The organism is Chelatococcus sp. CO-6, assembly GCF_001271345.1.
Classification (GTDB): domain Bacteria; phylum Pseudomonadota; class Alphaproteobacteria; order Rhizobiales; family Beijerinckiaceae; genus Chelatococcus_A; species Chelatococcus_A caeni.
Window position 1 is genome coordinate 1195108 of record NZ_CP012398.1, and the last position, 16754, is coordinate 1211861.

At 69.7% G+C, this 16754-nt stretch carries 19 protein-coding genes; 9 read left to right on the forward strand and 10 right to left on the reverse strand.

Annotated features, from left to right (window positions below; all coding sequences use genetic code 11):
• Nucleotides 1-13: 13 nt before the first annotated feature.
• The 6 genes from AL346_RS05625 to AL346_RS05650 form a co-directional block, all read right to left on the reverse strand.
• The gene (locus AL346_RS05625) at nucleotides 14-538 is read right to left on the reverse strand and encodes a DUF934 domain-containing protein (protein ID WP_019400224.1); all 525 of its coding nucleotides are present in this window, start codon (nucleotides 536-538) and stop codon (nucleotides 14-16) included.
• Nucleotides 538-1290 (reverse strand): phosphoadenylyl-sulfate reductase, encoded by a 753-nt coding sequence (locus AL346_RS05630; RefSeq protein WP_019400223.1) that lies wholly within the window; start codon nucleotides 1288-1290, stop codon nucleotides 538-540. The genes AL346_RS05625 and AL346_RS05630 overlap by 1 nt, the downstream gene beginning before the upstream one ends.
• Entirely contained in the window at nucleotides 1277-2938 is a 1662-nt protein-coding gene (locus AL346_RS05635) for a nitrite/sulfite reductase (RefSeq protein WP_019400222.1), read from the reverse strand. The genes AL346_RS05630 and AL346_RS05635 overlap by 14 nt, the downstream gene beginning before the upstream one ends.
• Nucleotides 2939-2966: 28 nt before the next feature.
• Nucleotides 2967-3296, reverse strand: a complete 330-nt coding sequence (locus AL346_RS05640; RefSeq protein WP_019400221.1) for a DUF2849 domain-containing protein — start codon at nucleotides 3294-3296, stop codon at nucleotides 2967-2969.
• 11 nt (nucleotides 3297-3307) lie between these two features.
• On the reverse strand, nucleotides 3308-4738 hold the full coding sequence (cysG, locus tag AL346_RS05645; RefSeq protein WP_019400220.1) for a siroheme synthase CysG: 1431 nt from the start codon (nucleotides 4736-4738) through the stop codon (nucleotides 3308-3310).
• A gap of 85 nt (nucleotides 4739-4823) precedes the next feature.
• Entirely contained in the window at nucleotides 4824-5006 is a 183-nt protein-coding gene (locus AL346_RS05650; protein WP_019400219.1) for a hypothetical protein, read from the reverse strand.
• Nucleotides 5007-5523: 517 nt separating this feature from the next.
• On the opposite strand from AL346_RS05650, the gene AL346_RS05655 reads away from it, so the two are divergent.
• The 7 genes from AL346_RS05655 to AL346_RS25785 all read left to right on the forward strand — a co-directional run bounded on the left by AL346_RS05655 (nucleotide 5524) and on the right by AL346_RS25785 (nucleotide 10984).
• Complete coding sequence (locus AL346_RS05655) at nucleotides 5524-6330, forward strand: MetQ/NlpA family ABC transporter substrate-binding protein (protein ID WP_019400218.1); 807 nt, start codon at nucleotides 5524-5526, stop codon at nucleotides 6328-6330.
• A 102-nt stretch (nucleotides 6331-6432) separates the two neighbouring features.
• On the forward strand, nucleotides 6433-6645 hold the full coding sequence (locus AL346_RS05660) for a hypothetical protein (RefSeq protein WP_019400217.1): 213 nt from the start codon (nucleotides 6433-6435) through the stop codon (nucleotides 6643-6645).
• Nucleotides 6646-6680: 35 nt separating this feature from the next.
• Entirely contained in the window at nucleotides 6681-7793 is a 1113-nt protein-coding gene (locus AL346_RS05665; protein WP_019400216.1) for a methionine ABC transporter ATP-binding protein, read from the forward strand.
• Nucleotides 7783-8448 carry a methionine ABC transporter permease gene (locus tag AL346_RS05670; protein ID WP_019400215.1) on the forward strand — a complete coding sequence of 222 codons (666 nt, stop codon included), beginning with the start codon at nucleotides 7783-7785 and terminating at the stop codon, nucleotides 8446-8448. The genes AL346_RS05665 and AL346_RS05670 overlap by 11 nt, the downstream gene beginning before the upstream one ends.
• Nucleotides 8449-8488: 40 nt before the next feature.
• Nucleotides 8489-9271: a MetQ/NlpA family ABC transporter substrate-binding protein gene (locus AL346_RS05675; protein ID WP_019400214.1), complete on the forward strand. Its 783-nt coding sequence runs from the start codon at nucleotides 8489-8491 to the stop codon at nucleotides 9269-9271.
• Nucleotides 9272-9407: 136 nt separating this feature from the next.
• Nucleotides 9408-10709: an adenylate/guanylate cyclase domain-containing protein gene (locus tag AL346_RS05680; RefSeq protein ID WP_053193372.1), complete on the forward strand. Its 1302-nt coding sequence runs from the start codon at nucleotides 9408-9410 to the stop codon at nucleotides 10707-10709.
• Entirely contained in the window at nucleotides 10679-10984 is a 306-nt protein-coding gene (locus tag AL346_RS25785; protein ID WP_053193375.1) for an adenylate/guanylate cyclase domain-containing protein, read from the forward strand. Before AL346_RS05680 ends, AL346_RS25785 begins: the two co-directional genes overlap by 31 nt.
• A gap of 32 nt (nucleotides 10985-11016) precedes the next feature.
• On the opposite strand, the gene efp is transcribed toward AL346_RS25785, so the two are convergent.
• Nucleotides 11017-11583, reverse strand: coding sequence for an elongation factor P (gene efp, locus AL346_RS05690; RefSeq protein ID WP_019400212.1), 567 nt, complete (start codon nucleotides 11581-11583; stop codon nucleotides 11017-11019).
• Between the two features lie 174 nt (nucleotides 11584-11757).
• On the opposite strand from efp, the gene epmA reads away from it, so the two are divergent.
• Both epmA and AL346_RS05700 read left to right on the forward strand, forming a co-directional pair.
• Entirely contained in the window at nucleotides 11758-12822 is a 1065-nt protein-coding gene (epmA, locus tag AL346_RS05695) for an EF-P lysine aminoacylase EpmA (protein ID WP_019400211.1), read from the forward strand.
• The gene (locus AL346_RS05700) at nucleotides 12819-13892 is read left to right on the forward strand and encodes a lysine-2,3-aminomutase-like protein (protein WP_019400210.1); all 1074 of its coding nucleotides are present in this window, start codon (nucleotides 12819-12821) and stop codon (nucleotides 13890-13892) included. The genes epmA and AL346_RS05700 overlap by 4 nt, the downstream gene beginning before the upstream one ends.
• On the opposite strand, the gene AL346_RS05705 is transcribed toward AL346_RS05700, so the two are convergent.
• The 3 genes from AL346_RS05705 to AL346_RS05715 form a co-directional block, all read right to left on the reverse strand.
• Complete coding sequence (locus tag AL346_RS05705; RefSeq protein WP_156332696.1) at nucleotides 13880-14209, reverse strand: hypothetical protein; 330 nt, start codon at nucleotides 14207-14209, stop codon at nucleotides 13880-13882. The two genes, AL346_RS05700 and AL346_RS05705, sit on opposite strands and share 13 nt — an antisense overlap.
• A gap of 134 nt (nucleotides 14210-14343) precedes the next feature.
• The gene (locus tag AL346_RS05710; protein ID WP_019400208.1) at nucleotides 14344-15396 is read right to left on the reverse strand and encodes an AbrB family transcriptional regulator; all 1053 of its coding nucleotides are present in this window, start codon (nucleotides 15394-15396) and stop codon (nucleotides 14344-14346) included.
• 107 nt (nucleotides 15397-15503) lie between these two features.
• Nucleotides 15504-16676: a pyridoxal phosphate-dependent aminotransferase gene (locus tag AL346_RS05715; protein WP_026014778.1), complete on the reverse strand. Its 1173-nt coding sequence runs from the start codon at nucleotides 16674-16676 to the stop codon at nucleotides 15504-15506.
• Nucleotides 16677-16754 lie beyond the last annotated feature (78 nt).

The following is a 16754-nucleotide window of genomic DNA, read 5'->3' on the forward strand; positions in this document are numbered from 1 at the left end:
GTCTTTCGCGAAATCAGAGCCGGCCGGCGGAGCTGCGGCGCCAGGGATGCCCGCCGGCAACCGGCGGGGCGGCCTCGTCGCGGCTCGCTGGCTGGTAATGCAGGGAGACGAGATTGATGCGGCCGTCACTGAGCGCCGCGATCGTGCCTTCGTGCGTGATCTCGAGCGCATCGAAGCCGCAGCGCAGCATGAAGCGCAGCTGGTCGCGCAGCACGTTGCCGGCGGCGCGCAACTCGCCGCGATAGCCGAAGCGCTCGCGCAGGATGCGCGCCGTCGAGTAGTTGCGCCCGTCGGTGTATTTCGGGAAGGTCAGGACGACGAGCGACAGGCGGTCGATGTCGTCCTCCAGCCCGTCGAGCCCCTCCCCCGCCTCGATGACGACGCCGAGCGGCGCATTGCGCCCGGCGAGCCCGTCACGTTCGGCGAGGAAGCGCGCCTTGGGCAGCGCCACCGGCCCCTCGGCCGGCAGGGCCTCGTCCGCGCCGAGGATGCGCCAGGGATCGTCCGCGACGAAGGAACCGTTCCTGTAGAGGGCCATCAGGCGCTCCTCCTCTCGACACCCGCCTTGGAGACGTGGATGCCGCATTCGATCTTGGCCGAGCCGCGCCAGCGTCCGGCGCGCGGATCCTCCCCCGCGGCGACCGGCGTGGTGCAGGGCGCGCAGCCGATCGAGGGATAGCCGCGGCCGACGAGCGGATGGACCGGCAGGTCGTGCGCCCGGAGATAGGCCCGCACCTCCTCCATGCCCCAGGCGGCGAGCGGCGTGACCTTGATATGCGTCGCATCGGCCTCGAAGACCGGCATCGCCGTGCGCGTCGCGGCCTGGTAGCGCTTGCGGCCCGTGATCCAGGCCTCGAACGGCGCGATCGCGCGCGCCAGGGGCTCGACCTTGCGCAGCCGGCAGCACTCGTCCGCGTCGATGGCGAACATGGCGCCATAGGGGTCGAGCCGCTCCATCGCGGCCGCATCGGGCCCGACGGTGCGCACGTCGGTGAGGCCGAGGAGATCGACGAGTTCGTCGCGGTAGGCGAGCGTCTCCGGGAACAGCCGGCCGGTATCGACGAAGGTCACCGGCAGGTCGCGGTCGATGGTCGCCGCCATGTGCAGCAGCACAGCCGATTCGGCGCCGAAGCTCGACACGAGCGTGATGCGCTCCGGGAAGAGCTTGCGGATGGCGAGGCGCATGATGGCGAGCGCGCCGAGGTCGCCATGGGCGGCCTCGAGCTCGCTCGCCCGCGCGGCGAGCGCGGGCGGGGCACTGCCGGGCGCCAGCTCCTCAAGCGTCGGCATAGAGCGCCTCCCGGAACGGGGTCTCGCCGAGCCGGCGGAAGGCGGCGAGGAAGGTCTCCTGCGGTCCCTCGCGCAGCCTGAGATAGGTCTCGACGATGGTTTCCACCGCGCCGACGACCTCCTCCGACGAGAAGCCCTTGCCGACGATCTCGCCGATCGAGCAGGTCTCGTCGCCCGAGCCGCCGAGCGTGATCTGGTAGAACTCCTCGCCCTTGCGGTCGACGCCGAGGATGCCGATGTGGCCGACGTGGTGGTGGCCGCAGGCGTTGATGCAGCCGGAGATCTTGATCTTGAGGTCGCCGATCTGCTTCTGCCGCTCGATGTCGGCGAAGCGCTCGGCGATGCGCTGCGCCACCGGGATGGAGCGGGCGTTCGCCAGCGCGCAGTAGTCGAGCCCGGGGCAGGCGATGATGTCGGTGACGAGCCCGGCGTTCGGCGTCGCGAGGTCGGCCTCGGCGAGCGCCGCATGGACGGCCGGGATGTCGTCGAGCCTGACATGCGGCAGCACGAGGTTCTGCTCGTGGCTGACACGCACCTCGTCGAAGCTGTAGCGCTCGGCGAGGTCGGCGATCAGCTCCATCTGCTCCGCCGTCGCATCCCCGGGCGGGGCACCGATGGCCTTCAGCGAAATGGTGACGATGCCGTAGCCCGGCACCCTGTGCGGGGCCACGTTGCGCTCGACGAAACGGGCGAAGCTGCGGCTGTCCGCCTTCGCCGCCTCGAAGGCGGACGAGCGCGCGGACAGTTCCGCGAAGGCCGGCGGCGCGAAATAGGCGCGGATGCGGGCGATCTCCTCCTGCGGCATCGTCAGGGCGCCGCGGGCGCGGATGTCCTCGTATTCGGTCTCGATGTCGCGCGCGATCTCGTCGACGCCCGTCTCGTGCACGAGGATCTTGAGACGCGCCTTGTACTTGTTGTCGCGCCGGCCGTGCATGTTGTAGACGCGCAGGATCGCCTCGCAATAGCTGAGCAGCTCCGCCTCGGGCAGGAAGTCGCGCACCTTGCGGCCGATCATCGGCGTGCGGCCGAGGCCGCCGCCGACCCAGACGGCAAAGCCGGTCTCGCCGGCCTCGTTCCGCTTCACCTGCAGGCCGATGTCGTGCACCTGGATGGCGGCGCGGTCCGCCTCCGCCGCCACGACGGCGATCTTGAACTTGCGCGGCAGGAAGGTGAACTCCGGGTGCAGCGACGACCACTGCCGGAGGATCTCGGCATAGACGCGCGGATCGGCGATCTCGTCCGCGGCCGCGCCGGCGAAATGGTCCGCCGAGACGTTGCGGATGCAGTTGCCCGAGGTCTGGATGGCGTGCATCTCGACCTCCGCGAGCTCCTTGAGGATCTCCGGCACCTCTTCGAGCTTGATCCAGTTGAACTGCAGGTTCTGCCGCGTCGTGAAATGGCCGAAGCCGCGGTCGTAGCGCCGCGCGATATGGGCGAGCCGCCGGAGCTTGCGGGAATTCAGCGTGCCGTAGGGAATGGCGATGCGCAGCATGTAGGCGTGCAGCTGCAGATAGACGCCGTTCATCAGCCGGAGCGGCTTGAACTCGTCTTCCGTCAGCTCGCCCGAGAGGCGGCGCGTCACCTGGTCGCGGAATTCCTCCACGCGCTCGGCCACGAACTGCCGGTCGAATTCGTCGTAGCGGTACATGGGACTGTCGTCTCCGGATGCGCGGGGTTCAGGCGGCGATGACGGACGGATCTTCGCCCGGCATGACGATGGTGGGGCGCCGCGCGGCGCGGATGGCCTCGCGCAGCAGCACCGGCACGAGCCGGCCGTCGTCGGCCTCGGTCATGGCGACGAGATAGACGTCGACGACGAGGTTACGGGCGCCGTCCGCCTCGCCCAGGGCGAGCAGGGCATCCGCCGCTTCCTTCGTCTCGGCCACCTCGGCCTCGGCGATGTCGGTCGACCAGCGCCCGTCCGCCGTGCGGAAGACGACGAGGCCGCTGTCGAGGGCATTGGCGGTCACGACCTTGGGACCGGCGCCCTTGGCATCCTTCTTCATCAGGCTCTCCTTCAGGCGGCGCCGGCGAGCGCCGGCTGCCTGCGGGGGATCGGTTCGGCGATGGGTTCGGCCGCCTCAAGATCGCCCTGGGCGAGCGCGGGGCCGACGAGAATGAGGACGGGGCCGTCAACGTCGGCCCGCGCCGACAGCGCCGGCAGGTCGGCGAGCGTGCCGGCGAGCAGCCGGCGCGTCACCCGCCCGGCGTTCTCCACGACGACGACCGGCGTGTCCGGCGCGACGCCGGCGGCGAGGAAACGCGCCTGCGTCTCCTCAGCCACCGTGCGCCCCATGTAGACGGCGACGGTGCCGCCGGCAGCGGCGATGGCCGGCCAGCCGGCCGGCTCGCCGCCCTCGGCGCCGTGGCCGGTGGCGAAGGTGAGCGAAGAGGCGACGCCGCGCAGCGTCAGCGAGGCCTGCGCATCGGCGGCGGCCGCGAGCGCGGCGGTGACGCCGGGCACCACCTCGGCGCGGATGCCGGCGGCTCTGAGCGCGGCGAGCTCCTCGCCGGCCCGGCCGAAGACGAGCGGATCGCCCGCCTTGAGGCGCGCTACCCGCTTGCCCTGGCGGGCGAGGCGCACGATGAGGCCATCGATCTCCGACTGTGAAATGGAATGGCGCCCCTTGGCCTTGCCGACGGCGATGCGCTCGGCATCGCGGCGGCCCATATCGACCACCTCCTGCGGCACGAGCCCGTCATGGACGATGACGTCGGCCTCGAGCAGCAGGCGCTGCGCCCGGAGGGTCAGGAGATCGGCGGAGCCGGGGCCGGCGCCGATGAGCCAGACGACGCCGTCTTCCCCGGCACTGGCGGACAGGGCCGTGAGCGCGGCCCGGCGTGCCCCGCCGAGGTCGCCGGCGAGCGCGAGCCGCCCGGCCGGGCCGTCGAACAGGCGGTTCCAGAACCTGAGGCGCGCGCTGTTGGTGGGAATGGCCGCCGTCACGGCGGTGCGCAGGGAGCGGGCGAGCTCGCCGAGCCGGCCGAATTCCGGCGCCAGCATCGCCTCGACGGCGGCGCGGATGCGCTGGGCGAGGACGGGGGCAAGCCCGTCCGTCGAGATGGCGACGGCGACGGGGGCCCGATCGACGATGGCCGGCACGGCGAAATCCGACAGATGCGGCCGGTCGACCACGTTGACCGGCACGCCGGCGGCGCGGGCGTGCGCGGCGAGCCGGGCGTCCTCGCCCTCGTCTCCCGTGCCGATGAAGACGAGCGCCGCCTCGGCGAGATCTTCGGCGGCGAGATCGCGGGCGCGGTGATCGATGCCGTTCGTTTCAACGAACGCGGCAAGGGCCGGTTCCAGCGCCGGCGCGACGAGCCGCAGCCGCGCCTGCGACCGTCCGAGCAGCCGCAGCTTGGCGAAAGCCTCGTCTCCGCCGCCGACAATCACGACCAGCCGGTCGCCGACATCATAGGAGATCGGAAAATAGCGCAGGCCGCTCACGAATTCACCGTCAAGTTGCGTGAATTTGATCTTTAAACACAGTACCACGTGATAATTGGATTAAAAATACAAAACTGATATGTTATTAATCTCGTTGCGAGATGGCCTGGGCTGCAGCCGCCGGACCCAGGCCCATGGCAGCATGACCATCGCCACCCGGCCGCGGCGCCCAATAGGCCAGCAGCAGGAAGGCGAGCCAGGCGCCCAGGACGATGGCCGCATGACGGAGCAGCGAGAGCTGTTCGGGCGAGAGCACGATATTCCACATCCCAATCCGATATTTGTTCGATCGTACAATTCTTTCCGTCTCTCGTGAATAGGATAATTTCACTGAAATTATAAGTGGTATGTTTCTTAGAAAGGCACAAATCGTCCGGTTTAGCGGAATTTTTCGATTGACAGGCCGATCGGCCAGACCGATAGTGCGCCCCGTGCCGGCCGCCCGTGCGGTCGCACCGCGGTGATTTGACCCATGCAGCTTGCGCCGCGTCACCAAACGCTAAAGCGCCACGAACGGTCTTCGTGGCTCGAGGATCGGAGATGACGATGACGCCCCTGGCGAAGTTCCATGACGAAGCGACACACCGGCCCTGCCGGCGAATGTGTTGTCGCTCCATGATGGGCTGACGGACCCTTCCGCAGCCGGCCCGGTGCGGCCGTTTTCTGACACTACCCTTCTTTCATCAGCCGGAATCGCGCCTTCTCAGCCGATCCGCTCATCCGTGACATTTCGGGTGCCTCGCCGGCTTTGGCGAGACCGGCACGGACAACGCACGAGGACAATCATGACCCGTTTCGCTCTCGACCGCCGCGCCTTCGGGGCGCTCGTCGCAGCCGGCCTCCTCCTTGGCTCCACAGCCCTCGCCGCCGCCGAGACCATCAAGCTCGGCGTCATCGGCGGCGACGAGGAGGAGATCGCGGAGGTCGCCAGCAAGGTCGCGGCCAAGGACGGCCTGACCATCGAGATCATCGCCTTCTCGGACTACACGCTGCCCAACGAGGCGCTCGACCGCGGCGACATCGACGCCAACGCCTTCCAGCACAAGCCTTATCTCGATGCGCAGATCGCCGCCCGCGGCTACAAGATCGTGCCGGCCGGCTACACCATCGTCGAGCCGATCGGCTTCTATTCCGCAAAGCACAAGGAATTCGCCGCCCTGCCCGAGGGCGCCAAGATCGGCATCCCCAACGATCCGAGCAACGGCGGCCGTGCGCTGCACCTCCTCGCCGGCAACGGCCTCATCAAGCTCAAGGACGGCACGGGCCTGACGGCGACGCCGCTCGACATCGCCGAGAACCCGAAGAAGGTGAGCTTCGTCGAGACCGACGCCGCCCTCCTGCCGAAGCAGCTGCCGGACCTCGACGGCGCGGTCATCAACACCAACTACGCGCTCGGCGCCGGCTTGAACCCCACCGACGACGCGCTGGTGCAGGAGAGCCGCACGGACAATCCTTACGGCAACTTCGTCGCCGTGCGCGCCGCCGACAAGGACAAGCCCTTCGTCGCCAAGCTGGTCGCCGCCTACCAGTCCAAGGAGGTGGCCGACTTCCTCGCCGAGCGCTTCAAGGGCGCGGTGCTGCCGGCCTGGTGAGGCCGGGCGATCCTCGCCGAGCCGGACCGTCCCTCTCCGCGCAACGTTGGGAGAGGGGCTGCGGTCCCGCCGCTCGCATGCACCACGCCCCGGGAGAACGCCATGTTCCACGCCTACATCATCGAGGTGGGCGGCGAGGCGGCCGGCATCCTGGCGCGCGAGGGGGAGCGGTTCCGCTTCCACGCCACGGCGCGCGCCTACGAGCCGCTCGAAGGCCGCATCTTCGCCGACCCGTGGACGGCCCAGCGCGCCGCCCGTCTCGCGCTGAAGGATGATCAACGGGGGGCTCGCGCCCGCGGCCGAATGACGGCATAAGGCCGCAAGGCCACCGCACGCCCCCGGAAAAGAGAATGACCGTGAACGCCCATTCCCCCATCGCCGCCGACGCGGCGATCCCCGCGAGCGACGAGGCGGAGGATGCCATCATCCGCTTCGAGGGGGTCGCCAAGTCCTTCCCGGCGCGCAAGAGTTCGGCCGCCGTGCATGCGCTCGCCGGCATCGACCTTGCCGTGCCGCGCAGCTCCGTCGTCGGCGTCATCGGCCGCTCCGGCGCCGGCAAGTCGACGCTGATCCGCCTCGTCAACGGGCTCGAGAAGCCCACCGCCGGGCGCGTCATCGTCGACGGCACGGACGTTGCCGGGCTCGGCGAGGGCGCGCTGCGCTCCGTGCGCCGCTCGATCGGGATGGTGTTCCAGCACTTCAACCTCCTGTCGTCGCGCACGGTCTTCGACAACGTCGCCCTGCCGCTCGAGATCGCGGGCACCGACGCCGCGACGATCAAGGCGCGGGTCACGCCGCTGCTCGATCTCGTCGGCCTCGCCGACAAGCGCGGGCGCTATCCGGCCGAGCTCTCCGGCGGGCAGAAGCAGCGCGTCGGCATCGCCCGCGCGCTCGCCACGCAGCCCAAGGTGCTCCTGTCCGACGAGGCGACCTCCGCGCTCGATCCCGAGACGACGCGCTCGATCCTCGACCTCCTCGGCACCATCAACCGCGAGCTCGGCCTCACCATCCTGCTCATCACCCACGAGATGGCGGTGATCCGCGCGATCGCGCAGCGCGTCGCGGTGCTCGATGCCGGCCGCATCGTCGAGCAGGGCGACGTCTTCGACCTGTTCACCCGGCCGCAGCACGAGACGACGCGGAGCTTCCTCGCCGCCGAATCCGGACGCGAGTTGCCGGCCTTCGTCGCCGACCAGATCCAGGCCGAGCCGATCCCCGGCGGACAGGTGGTCGTGCGCATCGTCTTCCGCGGCCCCTTCGCCACCCATCCCGTGCTGTCGCAGGTGACGCGCGAGCTCGGCATCGACGTCAACATCCTCGGCGGCGCGGTCGATTCCATCGCCGGCCGTCCGTTCGGCACGCTCATCGTCGGGCTGCCGAACGACGGCACGTCGCTCGACAAGGCGCTCGCCTTCCTCAAGGAGCGCGATCTCGATACGGAGGTGCTCGGCCATGTCGCCTGAAATCGCCCGTCTCATCCTGCAGGCGACCGCCGACACGCTCTACATGGTGCTCGTCGCGACGGCGCTCGGCACGCTTTTCGGCCTGCCGCTCGGCGTCTTCCTCGCCACGAGCCGCCGCGGCGAGCTATTGTCGGCGCCGTGGCTCAACGGGGCGCTCGGCTTCATCGTCAATGCCACGCGCTCGACGCCCTTCATCATCCTCGTCGTCGCCATCATTCCCTTCACGCGCCTCGTCGCCGGCACCTCGATCGGCACCACGGCGGCCATCGTGCCGCTGACGGTGGCGGCGACGCCCTTCATCGCCCGCCTGATCGAGGCGGCGGTGCGGGAGGTCGACCAAGGGCTTATCGAGGCGGCTCGCGCCATGGGCGCCTCGCCCCTGCAGATCGTCGCCAAGGTGCTCGTGCCCGAGGCGCTGCCCGGCATCGTGCTGGGCCTCACCCTCGCCATCGTCAGCCTCATCGGCTACTCGGCCATCGTCGGCGTCGTCGGCGGCGGCGGGCTGGGCGACCTCGGCATCCGCTACGGTTACCAGCGCTTCATGCCCGAGGTGATGGCGGCCGTCGTCATCGTGCTCATCGTCCTCGTGCAGGGCGTGCAGAGCCTCGGTGATCGCCTGGCGCTCAGGCTCAACAAGCGCCTGCGCCACGCCTGATCTCGTTTCCGCAGTTCCACACCACTGGGGGTTATTCCTTATGTCCATCCGCATTCTCACCGCCGCCCTTGCCGCCGCCATCGGCCTCGGCGCGGCCTCCGCCCAGGCGGAGACGATCAAGATCGGCGTGACGCCCGGCCCGCACGCCCAGATCCTCGAGGCGGTGAAGCCCGTCGCCGCCAAGAAGGGCCTCGACATCGAGATCATCGAGTTCTCGGACTATGTCGTGCCGAACACCGCGCTCGACGCCGGCGAGCTGCAGGCCAACTCGTTCCAGAACCAGCCCTATCTCGACAACCAGGTGGCCGACCGCGGCTTCAAGATCGAGAGCGTCGGCCTCACGGTGAACTTCCCGCTCGGCATCTACTCGAAGAAGCACAAGTCGTGGGACGAGGTGCCGGACGGCGCCACCATCGCCATCCAGAACGACCCGACGAACGGCGGGCGCTCGCTCCTCCTCCTGCAGGACAAGGGCGTCATCAAGCTGAAGGACGGCGTCGGCTTCAAGCCCACCGTCGCCGACATCGTCGAGAATCCGAAGAAGCTGAAGTTCCTTGAGGTCGACGCCGCCCAGACGCCGCGCTCGCTGGACGACGTCGCCGCCGCGGCGGTCAACACGAACTATGCCGTCTCGGCCGGCCTCACGCCGCAGGATGCCATCCTGCGCGAGGACGCCAAGGGTCCCTACGTCAACCTGATCGCCGTGCGCAGCGCCGACAAGGACAAGCCCTGGGTGAAGACGCTGCTCGAATCCTATCACTCGCCGGAGGTGAAGACCTTCGTCGAGGAGACCTTCAAGGGCGCCGTCCTGCCGAGCTGGTAAGCGCCTGTCTTTTCCTCCCGAGCCTTGCCCCGGCCCCTGGCCGGGGCTTTTTTGTCTGGCGCCCTCGAAGGCGCAGGCGTTGCACCGTGCGCCGGGGGCTCTATCCTGCCGCAGGAAGGCAATGGGGAGGCAACACTTGTCGATCGCGCGGGTCCTGGCCTGGTCGCTCGCCTATTTCGTGCTGGCGTACTACGCGCAGATGTTCGCCGGCGGCGCCGACGGCATCGTGCCGGTCTGGCCGGCCATCGGCATCGCACTGTTCCTCGTCCTCCGGCACGGGCCGGCCGGCCTCCTGCCGGTGGCCATCGGCGGCGCGGCAACGGTCGCCAACGCCTACGCGGAGCCGCTGCGCCTCGCCGCCGAGCTCCTCCTTGTCGGGGCGACGATCGTCGGCGCCCTCGCCGCCCGCCATGCCTGCCGCCTCGCCGGCGGTGCCGCCGACATGTTCGGCCGCACGCGGGACATGGTCGTCTTCCTCATTGCCGGCTGCCTCGTCATCTCCGCCGTCGCGGCCCTGATCGGCGTTCTCGTCCTCTACCTGACCGGCGCCTTCCCGGGCACAGAGCGCCTCGTCGACCTGCCGCCGCGCTTCATGACCTGGTTCATCTCGGACCTTGCCGGGACCGTGCTCGTCACGCCGCTGCTGATGGCCTGGAACGGCCGCGAGGAGTTCGGCCGGCCATCACTCGTCAGCCTCGCCTGCTGGCTGGCGCTCATCGTCGCCGCCATAACCGCCTGGCTCGTCGACTTCACGCCCGATGTCGAGAACGCGGCGATGCTGCTCCTGTTCGGGCCGACACTCGCCGCGGCGGCACTGACCACGAAGCCGCGCGCCTTCACGGCCATCGTCCTGTCCGGCGCCTTCATCGCCGTGACCGTGGTGGTGGACAACATCTATGAGACGCAGCAGGGCCTGCGCCGCGAGACCGTGGCGCTGCTTCTCGTGCAGCTGTACCTCGTCTCCATCGTGGAGACGCATCTCGTGCTCTATGCCGCGATCACGGAAAGCCGCCGCTCGATCGCCGAGCGGGTCAATCTCTCCAAGCACTTCTCGCCCAACATAGTCGATCTCATCGCCCGGCTCGGCCGCCCCTTCGAGAAGCCGCACCGCCAGCCGGCCACGGTCCTGTTCTGCGATCTGCGCAATTTCACCCGCCTGTCGGAGGCGGAGGGGCCCGAGGCGACCATCGCCCTCCTCAGGGATTTCCACGCCACCATGACGGATATCGTCTTCCGCCACGAGGGGACGCTCGACCGCTATCTCGGCGACGGCCTCATGGCGGTGTTCGGCATGCCCGAGCCCTCGCCCGACGATGCGCTGCGCGCGATCGCCTGCGCGCGCGAGATGCAGGAGGCGCTCGCCGGCATCAACGAGCGGCGGCGCACGCGGGGGAGGCGCCGCTCGACATGGGCATCGGCCTGCATACGGGCGAGGTGATGCTCGGCGACATCGGCTCGGAGACGACGCGGTCGGTGACCGTCATCGGCGACACGGTAAACGTGGCGAGCCGGCTGCAGAGCCTGAGCAAGGAAATCGATGCCGCCATCGTGCTGAGCACGGAAACGCGGGCGGCGGCGCTGAAGGCCTGCAGCGGCGATACGGGCCTGCTCTCCGGCCTCGTCCACGTGGGCGCCATGACACTGCGCGGACACAGCCGGCCGACCGATACCTGGTCGCTGCCGCGAATGCACCCGGCGGTGCCCGCCGCCTGAGCGGCGGGCCCAATTGCCGGATCTCGCGCCCGTCAGTCCTTGGCGCGTTCCACGTAGGAGCCGTCGGCCGTCATGATGACGATGCGAGTGCCGGTGCCGATGTGCGGGGGCACCATGGTGCGCACGCCGTTCGACAGGATGGCCGGCTTGTAGGAGGACGAGGCGGTCTGGCCCTTCACCGTCGGCTCCGTCTCGACGACCTCGAGCGTCACGCGCTGCGGCAGGTCGATGGCGACCGCGTTGCCCTCGTAGATGGAGAGCATGCAGGCCATGCCTTCCTGCAGGTAGACGGCCTGATCACCGATGACGTCGCCCGACACGGGCAACTGGTCGTACGTCTCCGGGTTCATGAAAATGTAGTTGTCGCCATCCTGATAGAGATAGGTGTGCTCGCGATCCTCGACATAGGCGCGCTCGACCTGCTCGGTCGTCTTGTAGCGCTGGCTCGTCTTGGTGCCGTCGGACAGGCGGCGCATGTCGATCTGCGTGGTGGGCGTGCCCTTGCCGGGAAAGAAGCTCTCGGCCGAAAGGACGACGTAGAGCTGACCGTCCACCTCGAGAATGTTGCCCTTGCGCACGGAGCTGGCGATGACCTTCACTGATGTAACCTCTGTTGTCGCTTGTCCTTGGGCAGCCCCGGCTCCAATATCCGGCCGGCCCGTGAAACGTCGGCGCGCACCATAGAGCATCGGAGCGAAAAGTGGGAACCGCTTTTCGCTTCCTCCCCGCCGCGCGGCTTCTCACGCTCGTCCAGCCGCGCTAGAAGTCCCGCCATGCCGAACACGACCGCCTGGTGGCGCCCCCATTTCCATGCCGATCGCCGGCCGCTGCTGCTCACGCGCGGGCGTGTGAAGGAGGCCCTGCGCCGCCTGTTTGTCGACGAGGGCTTCACCGAGGTCGAAAGCGGCATCCTGCAGGTCTCGCCGGGTAACGAGACGCACCTGCACGCCTTCGCCAGCGCCCTTCTCGGCGCCGATGGCGTGCCGCGCCCGCTCTATCTGCACACCTCGCCGGAATTCGCCTGCAAGAAGCTGCTGGCGGCGGGGGAGACGCGGATCTTCGACTTCGCCCGCGTCTTCCGCAACCGCGAGCGCAGCGACCTGCACCATCCCGAGTTCACCATGCTCGAATGGTACCGGGCCGAAACCGACTATCGCGCCATGATGGCGGACTGCGCCCGCCTCCTGCCGCGCGCCGCCGAGGCGGCGGGCGCCACGCGCCTCGCCTTCCGCGGCCGCGAGGCGGACCCCTTCGCGAAGCCCGAGGAACTCACCGTCGTCGAGGCCTTCGCGCGCCATGCCGACATCGATCTTGCCCCGACCCTCGGGCCGGACGGGGCGGACAACGACCGCGACCGGCTCGCGGCGCTTGCCGGCGAGCGCGGCATCCGCACCGCCACCGACGACACCTGGTCGGACATCTTCAGCCGCATCCTGTCCGAGCGCATCGAGCCCGGGCTCGGCTGCGGCCGGCCCACCCTCCTCACCGACTATCCGGCGAGCGAAGCGGCGCTGGCCCGCCGCAAGCCGGACGACCCACGCCTTGCCGAGCGCTTCGAGCTCTATGCCTGCGGCGTCGAGCTCGCCAATGCCTTCAGCGAGCTGACGGACCCACACGAGCAGCGCCGGCGCTTCGAGGCCGACATGGCCGAGAAGGAGCGCATCTACGGCGAGAGCTACCCCATCGACGAGGAGTTCCTTGCCGCGCTTGCCCTGATGCCGGCAGCGAGCGGCTGCGCGCTCGGCTTCGACCGGCTGGTGATGCTGCTCGCCGGCGCTCGGCGCATCGAGGACGTCATCTGGACACCGATGCCGCGCGAAGAGGAGAGCCGGCCATGACCGCTCCGTTCAGGCGCCCGCTCACGCGGGCCCGGCAACTCGTCGACGCCGGTCTTGCGCCCCCGGAGAAGCTCGAAGCGCTCGAGGCCGTCGCCGCGCGCTATGCCGTCTCCATCACGCCGACCGTGGCGGGGCTGATCGACGCGGACGACCCCGACGATCCCATCGCCCGCCAGTTCGTGCCCGATGCGGCCGAGCTCGTCACAAGCCCCGAGGAGAGGGCCGATCCCATCGGCGACGATGCCCACAGCCCCATCGAGGGCATCGTCCACCGCTATCCCGACCGGGTGCTCCTGAAGCTCGTGCACGTCTGCCCGGTCTATTGCCGCTTCTGCTTCCGCCGCGAGATGGTGGGCCCCTCCGGCCACGGCACGCTCTCGGGCGACGCGCTCGCCGCGGCCCTCGCCTATATCCGCGACACCGAGGCGATCTGGGAGGTCATCCTGACCGGCGGCGACCCGCTCGTCGCCTCACCCCGCCGCCTGGGCGAGGTGATGCAGGCGCTGGCGGGCATCGATCACGTCAAGGTGGTGCGCTTCCACAGCCGGGTGCCCGTGGTGGAGCCCGGCCGCATCGACGATGCACTGGTTGAAGCCCTCAAGGCGTCGGGCAAGGCGACCTATGTCGTCGTCCACGCCAACCACCCGCGCGAACTGGGCGAGGAGGCATGCCAGGCCCTCGCGCGGCTGGCGGATGCCGGCATCGTGCTGCTCAGCCAGACGGTGCTGCTCGCCGGCGTCAATGACGATCCCGCCGTTCTCGGGGCGCTGATGCGCCGCTTCGTCGAGAACCGCATCAAGCCCTATTACCTGCACCACGGCGATCTCGCGCCGGGCACCGGCCATTTCCGGACGGGCATTGGCGAGGGGCAGGCCCTGATGCGGACCCTGCGCGGACGCTGGTCGGGCCTGTGCCAGCCCACCTATGTGCTCGACATCCCCGGCGGCCACGGCAAGGTGCCGGTCGGCCCGTCCTATATCGAGACATCCCCTGACGCAGAACGGTTCACCATCAGCGACCCCAACGGCGGCACGCACAGCTACCCGCCCGGGACGGATCAGGAAGGGTAAAGCGGCAGGGCCGGAATGGCCGCGCCGTCCTCACTCAGAACCACGTAGCGGAAGCCGGCCTGGCGGGCGTGGCCGAGCACGAACGCGAGGTCCGGCGCGGCAGCGCACAGGGCGGAATCCTCAAGCGCCGTAACGGGAAAGGCATGGCCGTCCTTGACCGAGATGACGGACCACAGCCGCGGATCATAGTCGGCGATACGCCGCCGCGTCTCGGCGCACAGGTGCAGGATGGAACAGACCAGCGTGCCCCTGCGCATCCGCTTGCGCCGGCCAGCCGGGCGGCCGCGCTCATGGGCCGAAGTCGAGGCCGAACTCATCACCGGCGCCTCCCCTTATGAAACATCTGGGGGGAACTGAGCACGCGCCGTGCCAGACCGGCCGTGCGAGGCCACACCGGCATCGGGACAGGCGAGGAAACGGGAGGCGAAGGTGGATTGCCGTGTGCGGGCGATCACGCGCGCCGGCGGCGACCCATCCAGCTGACGATCATCGGCAGCGCGATGCCGATGCCGAGGAAGCGGGCGAGGTGGTGCGACCCGACGAAGATCGGATCAAGCCCCATGATGAGGGCGAGCACCGTCATCGCCTCGAGCCCGCCGGGCGCGAAGGCGACCAGTGCCGTGCCGAAGGGCACATGGGCGAGGCCCGCCGCCGCGAAGGCGAAGACCGAGGCGACGATGATGGACAGGACGAAGGAGGCGAAGGCGGCCGGCATGCTGGCGACGAGCGCGTGCCGGTCGACCGAGCGGAAGCGCGCACCGATGAAACAGCCGAGCAGCACGAGGCCGAAGGTGGTGATGCTGGGCGGCATCAGCCCATCGACGATGGAGAGCGCATGCGCCGTGCCGCTGACCAGCGTGGCGCCGAGCAGCAGCGGCGCGGCCATGCGCAGCCGGCGCAGGACCTCGCCGACGCCCCAGCCGAGGAGGAGCACCACGCCGAGCGACAGGGCACTCATCGCCATGCCGCCGAAGACGATGCCGCCCTGCCCGCCCTCGAGCGCGAAGAGCACGCTCGGCAGGACGACGACGAGGACGGCGAGGCGGAAGGACTGGACGACCGCGATGGGGCCGACGCTGGCGTTCCTGTCGGCCGCGACGGCCATGACGGTGGACAATGCACCCGGCATGGAGGCGAGCAGCGCATCGAGCCGGTTCCACCGCGACAGCCGCACCAGCCACAGGCCGGATGTGATGACGACGGCCGCGACGCTCAGCGCCAGCAGCATGAGGCTCGCCGGATAGCGGGCGAAGGCGGCCATCGCTTCCGGCGTCGCGGCCGCCCCCATGGAGGTGCCCGCGAGCAGCATGGCCGCATCGGCGAGGCCGGGCGCCATCGGCACCGCGCGGTGGGCGGCGCACAGCAGGCCGACCGCGACGACGGAGCCGGACAGCCAGGCGGCCGGAACGTCGAGGAGATGGAAAACGAAGCCGCCGGCCGCCGCAACGAGGATCTGGCCAACCTGCCGAAGGCCGTTTCGCACCGTCTCGCGATCGCGCAGCATCCGCCCGTCCGTCTCCCTGTCTCCGGCGATGCCCCTTCAATGCACCGCCCGGACGGCTTCGCCAAGGGCGCCCGGCGCAGGGCGGCCCTGCCGAGGGCGAAGGACGCTCAGGTCAGCGCGCGGGCGAGGCGGGCGACGGCCTCCTCGAGATCCTCCGCCTTGCGGGCGAAGCACAGGCGCAGGAAGCGCTCTCCGCCGGCGCCGAAGGCCGTGCCGGGCGCAAGGCCGACATTCGCCTCGTCGACGAGGCGGATGGCGAGGCGGCGCGTATCATCCTCGCCGTCGACGCTGAAGAAGAGATAGAAGGCGCCGGCCGGCTCCGCGAAGCGCACGCGGCCCGTCGCGGAAAGGCCGCGGCAGACGATGTCGCGCCCCGCCTTCGCCCGCGCGGTCTGGTGGGCGATGAAGCCTTCGCCCTGGTCGAGCGCGGCGATGCAGGCGCGCTGGATGAAAACGGCGACGCCCGAGGTCGCATATTGGATGAGGTTCTCGATCACGTCGCCGAGGACGGGCGGCGCCTCGAGCCAGCCGACGCGCCAGCCGGTCATGGCCCAGTTCTTCGAGAAGGTCTGCACGAAGACGATGCGGTCCTCCGCATCCATCACGTCGCGGAAGGACGGCGCGCGCTCCGAGTCGTCGTAGACGAAGCGGCCGTAGATCTCGTCGGCGATGATCCACAGGCCGTGCCGGCGCGCGAGGGCCAGGATGGCGGCGAGCTCCTCGCGGCTCGCGGTCCAGCCGGTCGGGTTGGCGGGGGAATTGATGCAGATGACTCGCGTCGCCGGCGTGATCGCACGCGCGAGGCGGTCGAGGTCGAGCGTCCAGCCGGCATTGCTGAGCTGCATCGGCACGGGGACGGGCGTCGCGCCGGCGATGCCGATGGCCGCCTCGAAATTCGGCCAGGCCGGCGTCGGCACGACGACCTCGTCGCCGCTGCCGACCAGCATGCGCACGGCGATCTGCAGCGCCTGCATGCCGGAGCCCGTGACATAGAAGCGCTCGGCCTCGTAGGTCTTGCCGTAGAGGCGCGAGATGTAGCGCGCGAGGGCCTCGCGCAGCTCGGGGATGCCGCGCTGCCAGGTGTAGAAGGTCTCGCCCGCCGCGAGCGAGCGTGTCGCCGCCTCGGCGATGAAGGCCGGCGTCGGCATGTCGCCCTCGCCGACCCACAGCGGGATCAGGCCGGGCCGCGTGCGGCCGTGGTTGACGACGTCGACGATGCCGCTGGCGGGAGCCTCGCGGGCTTCGCGGCGCAGGCTGGACAACAGGGAAAGATCGGTCACGACGGGACGCTCGCCGGCAGTTTGGACTGCCGCGCTCCTACACCATCGCAGCGCCACGAGCCATGAATTGTGGCGATG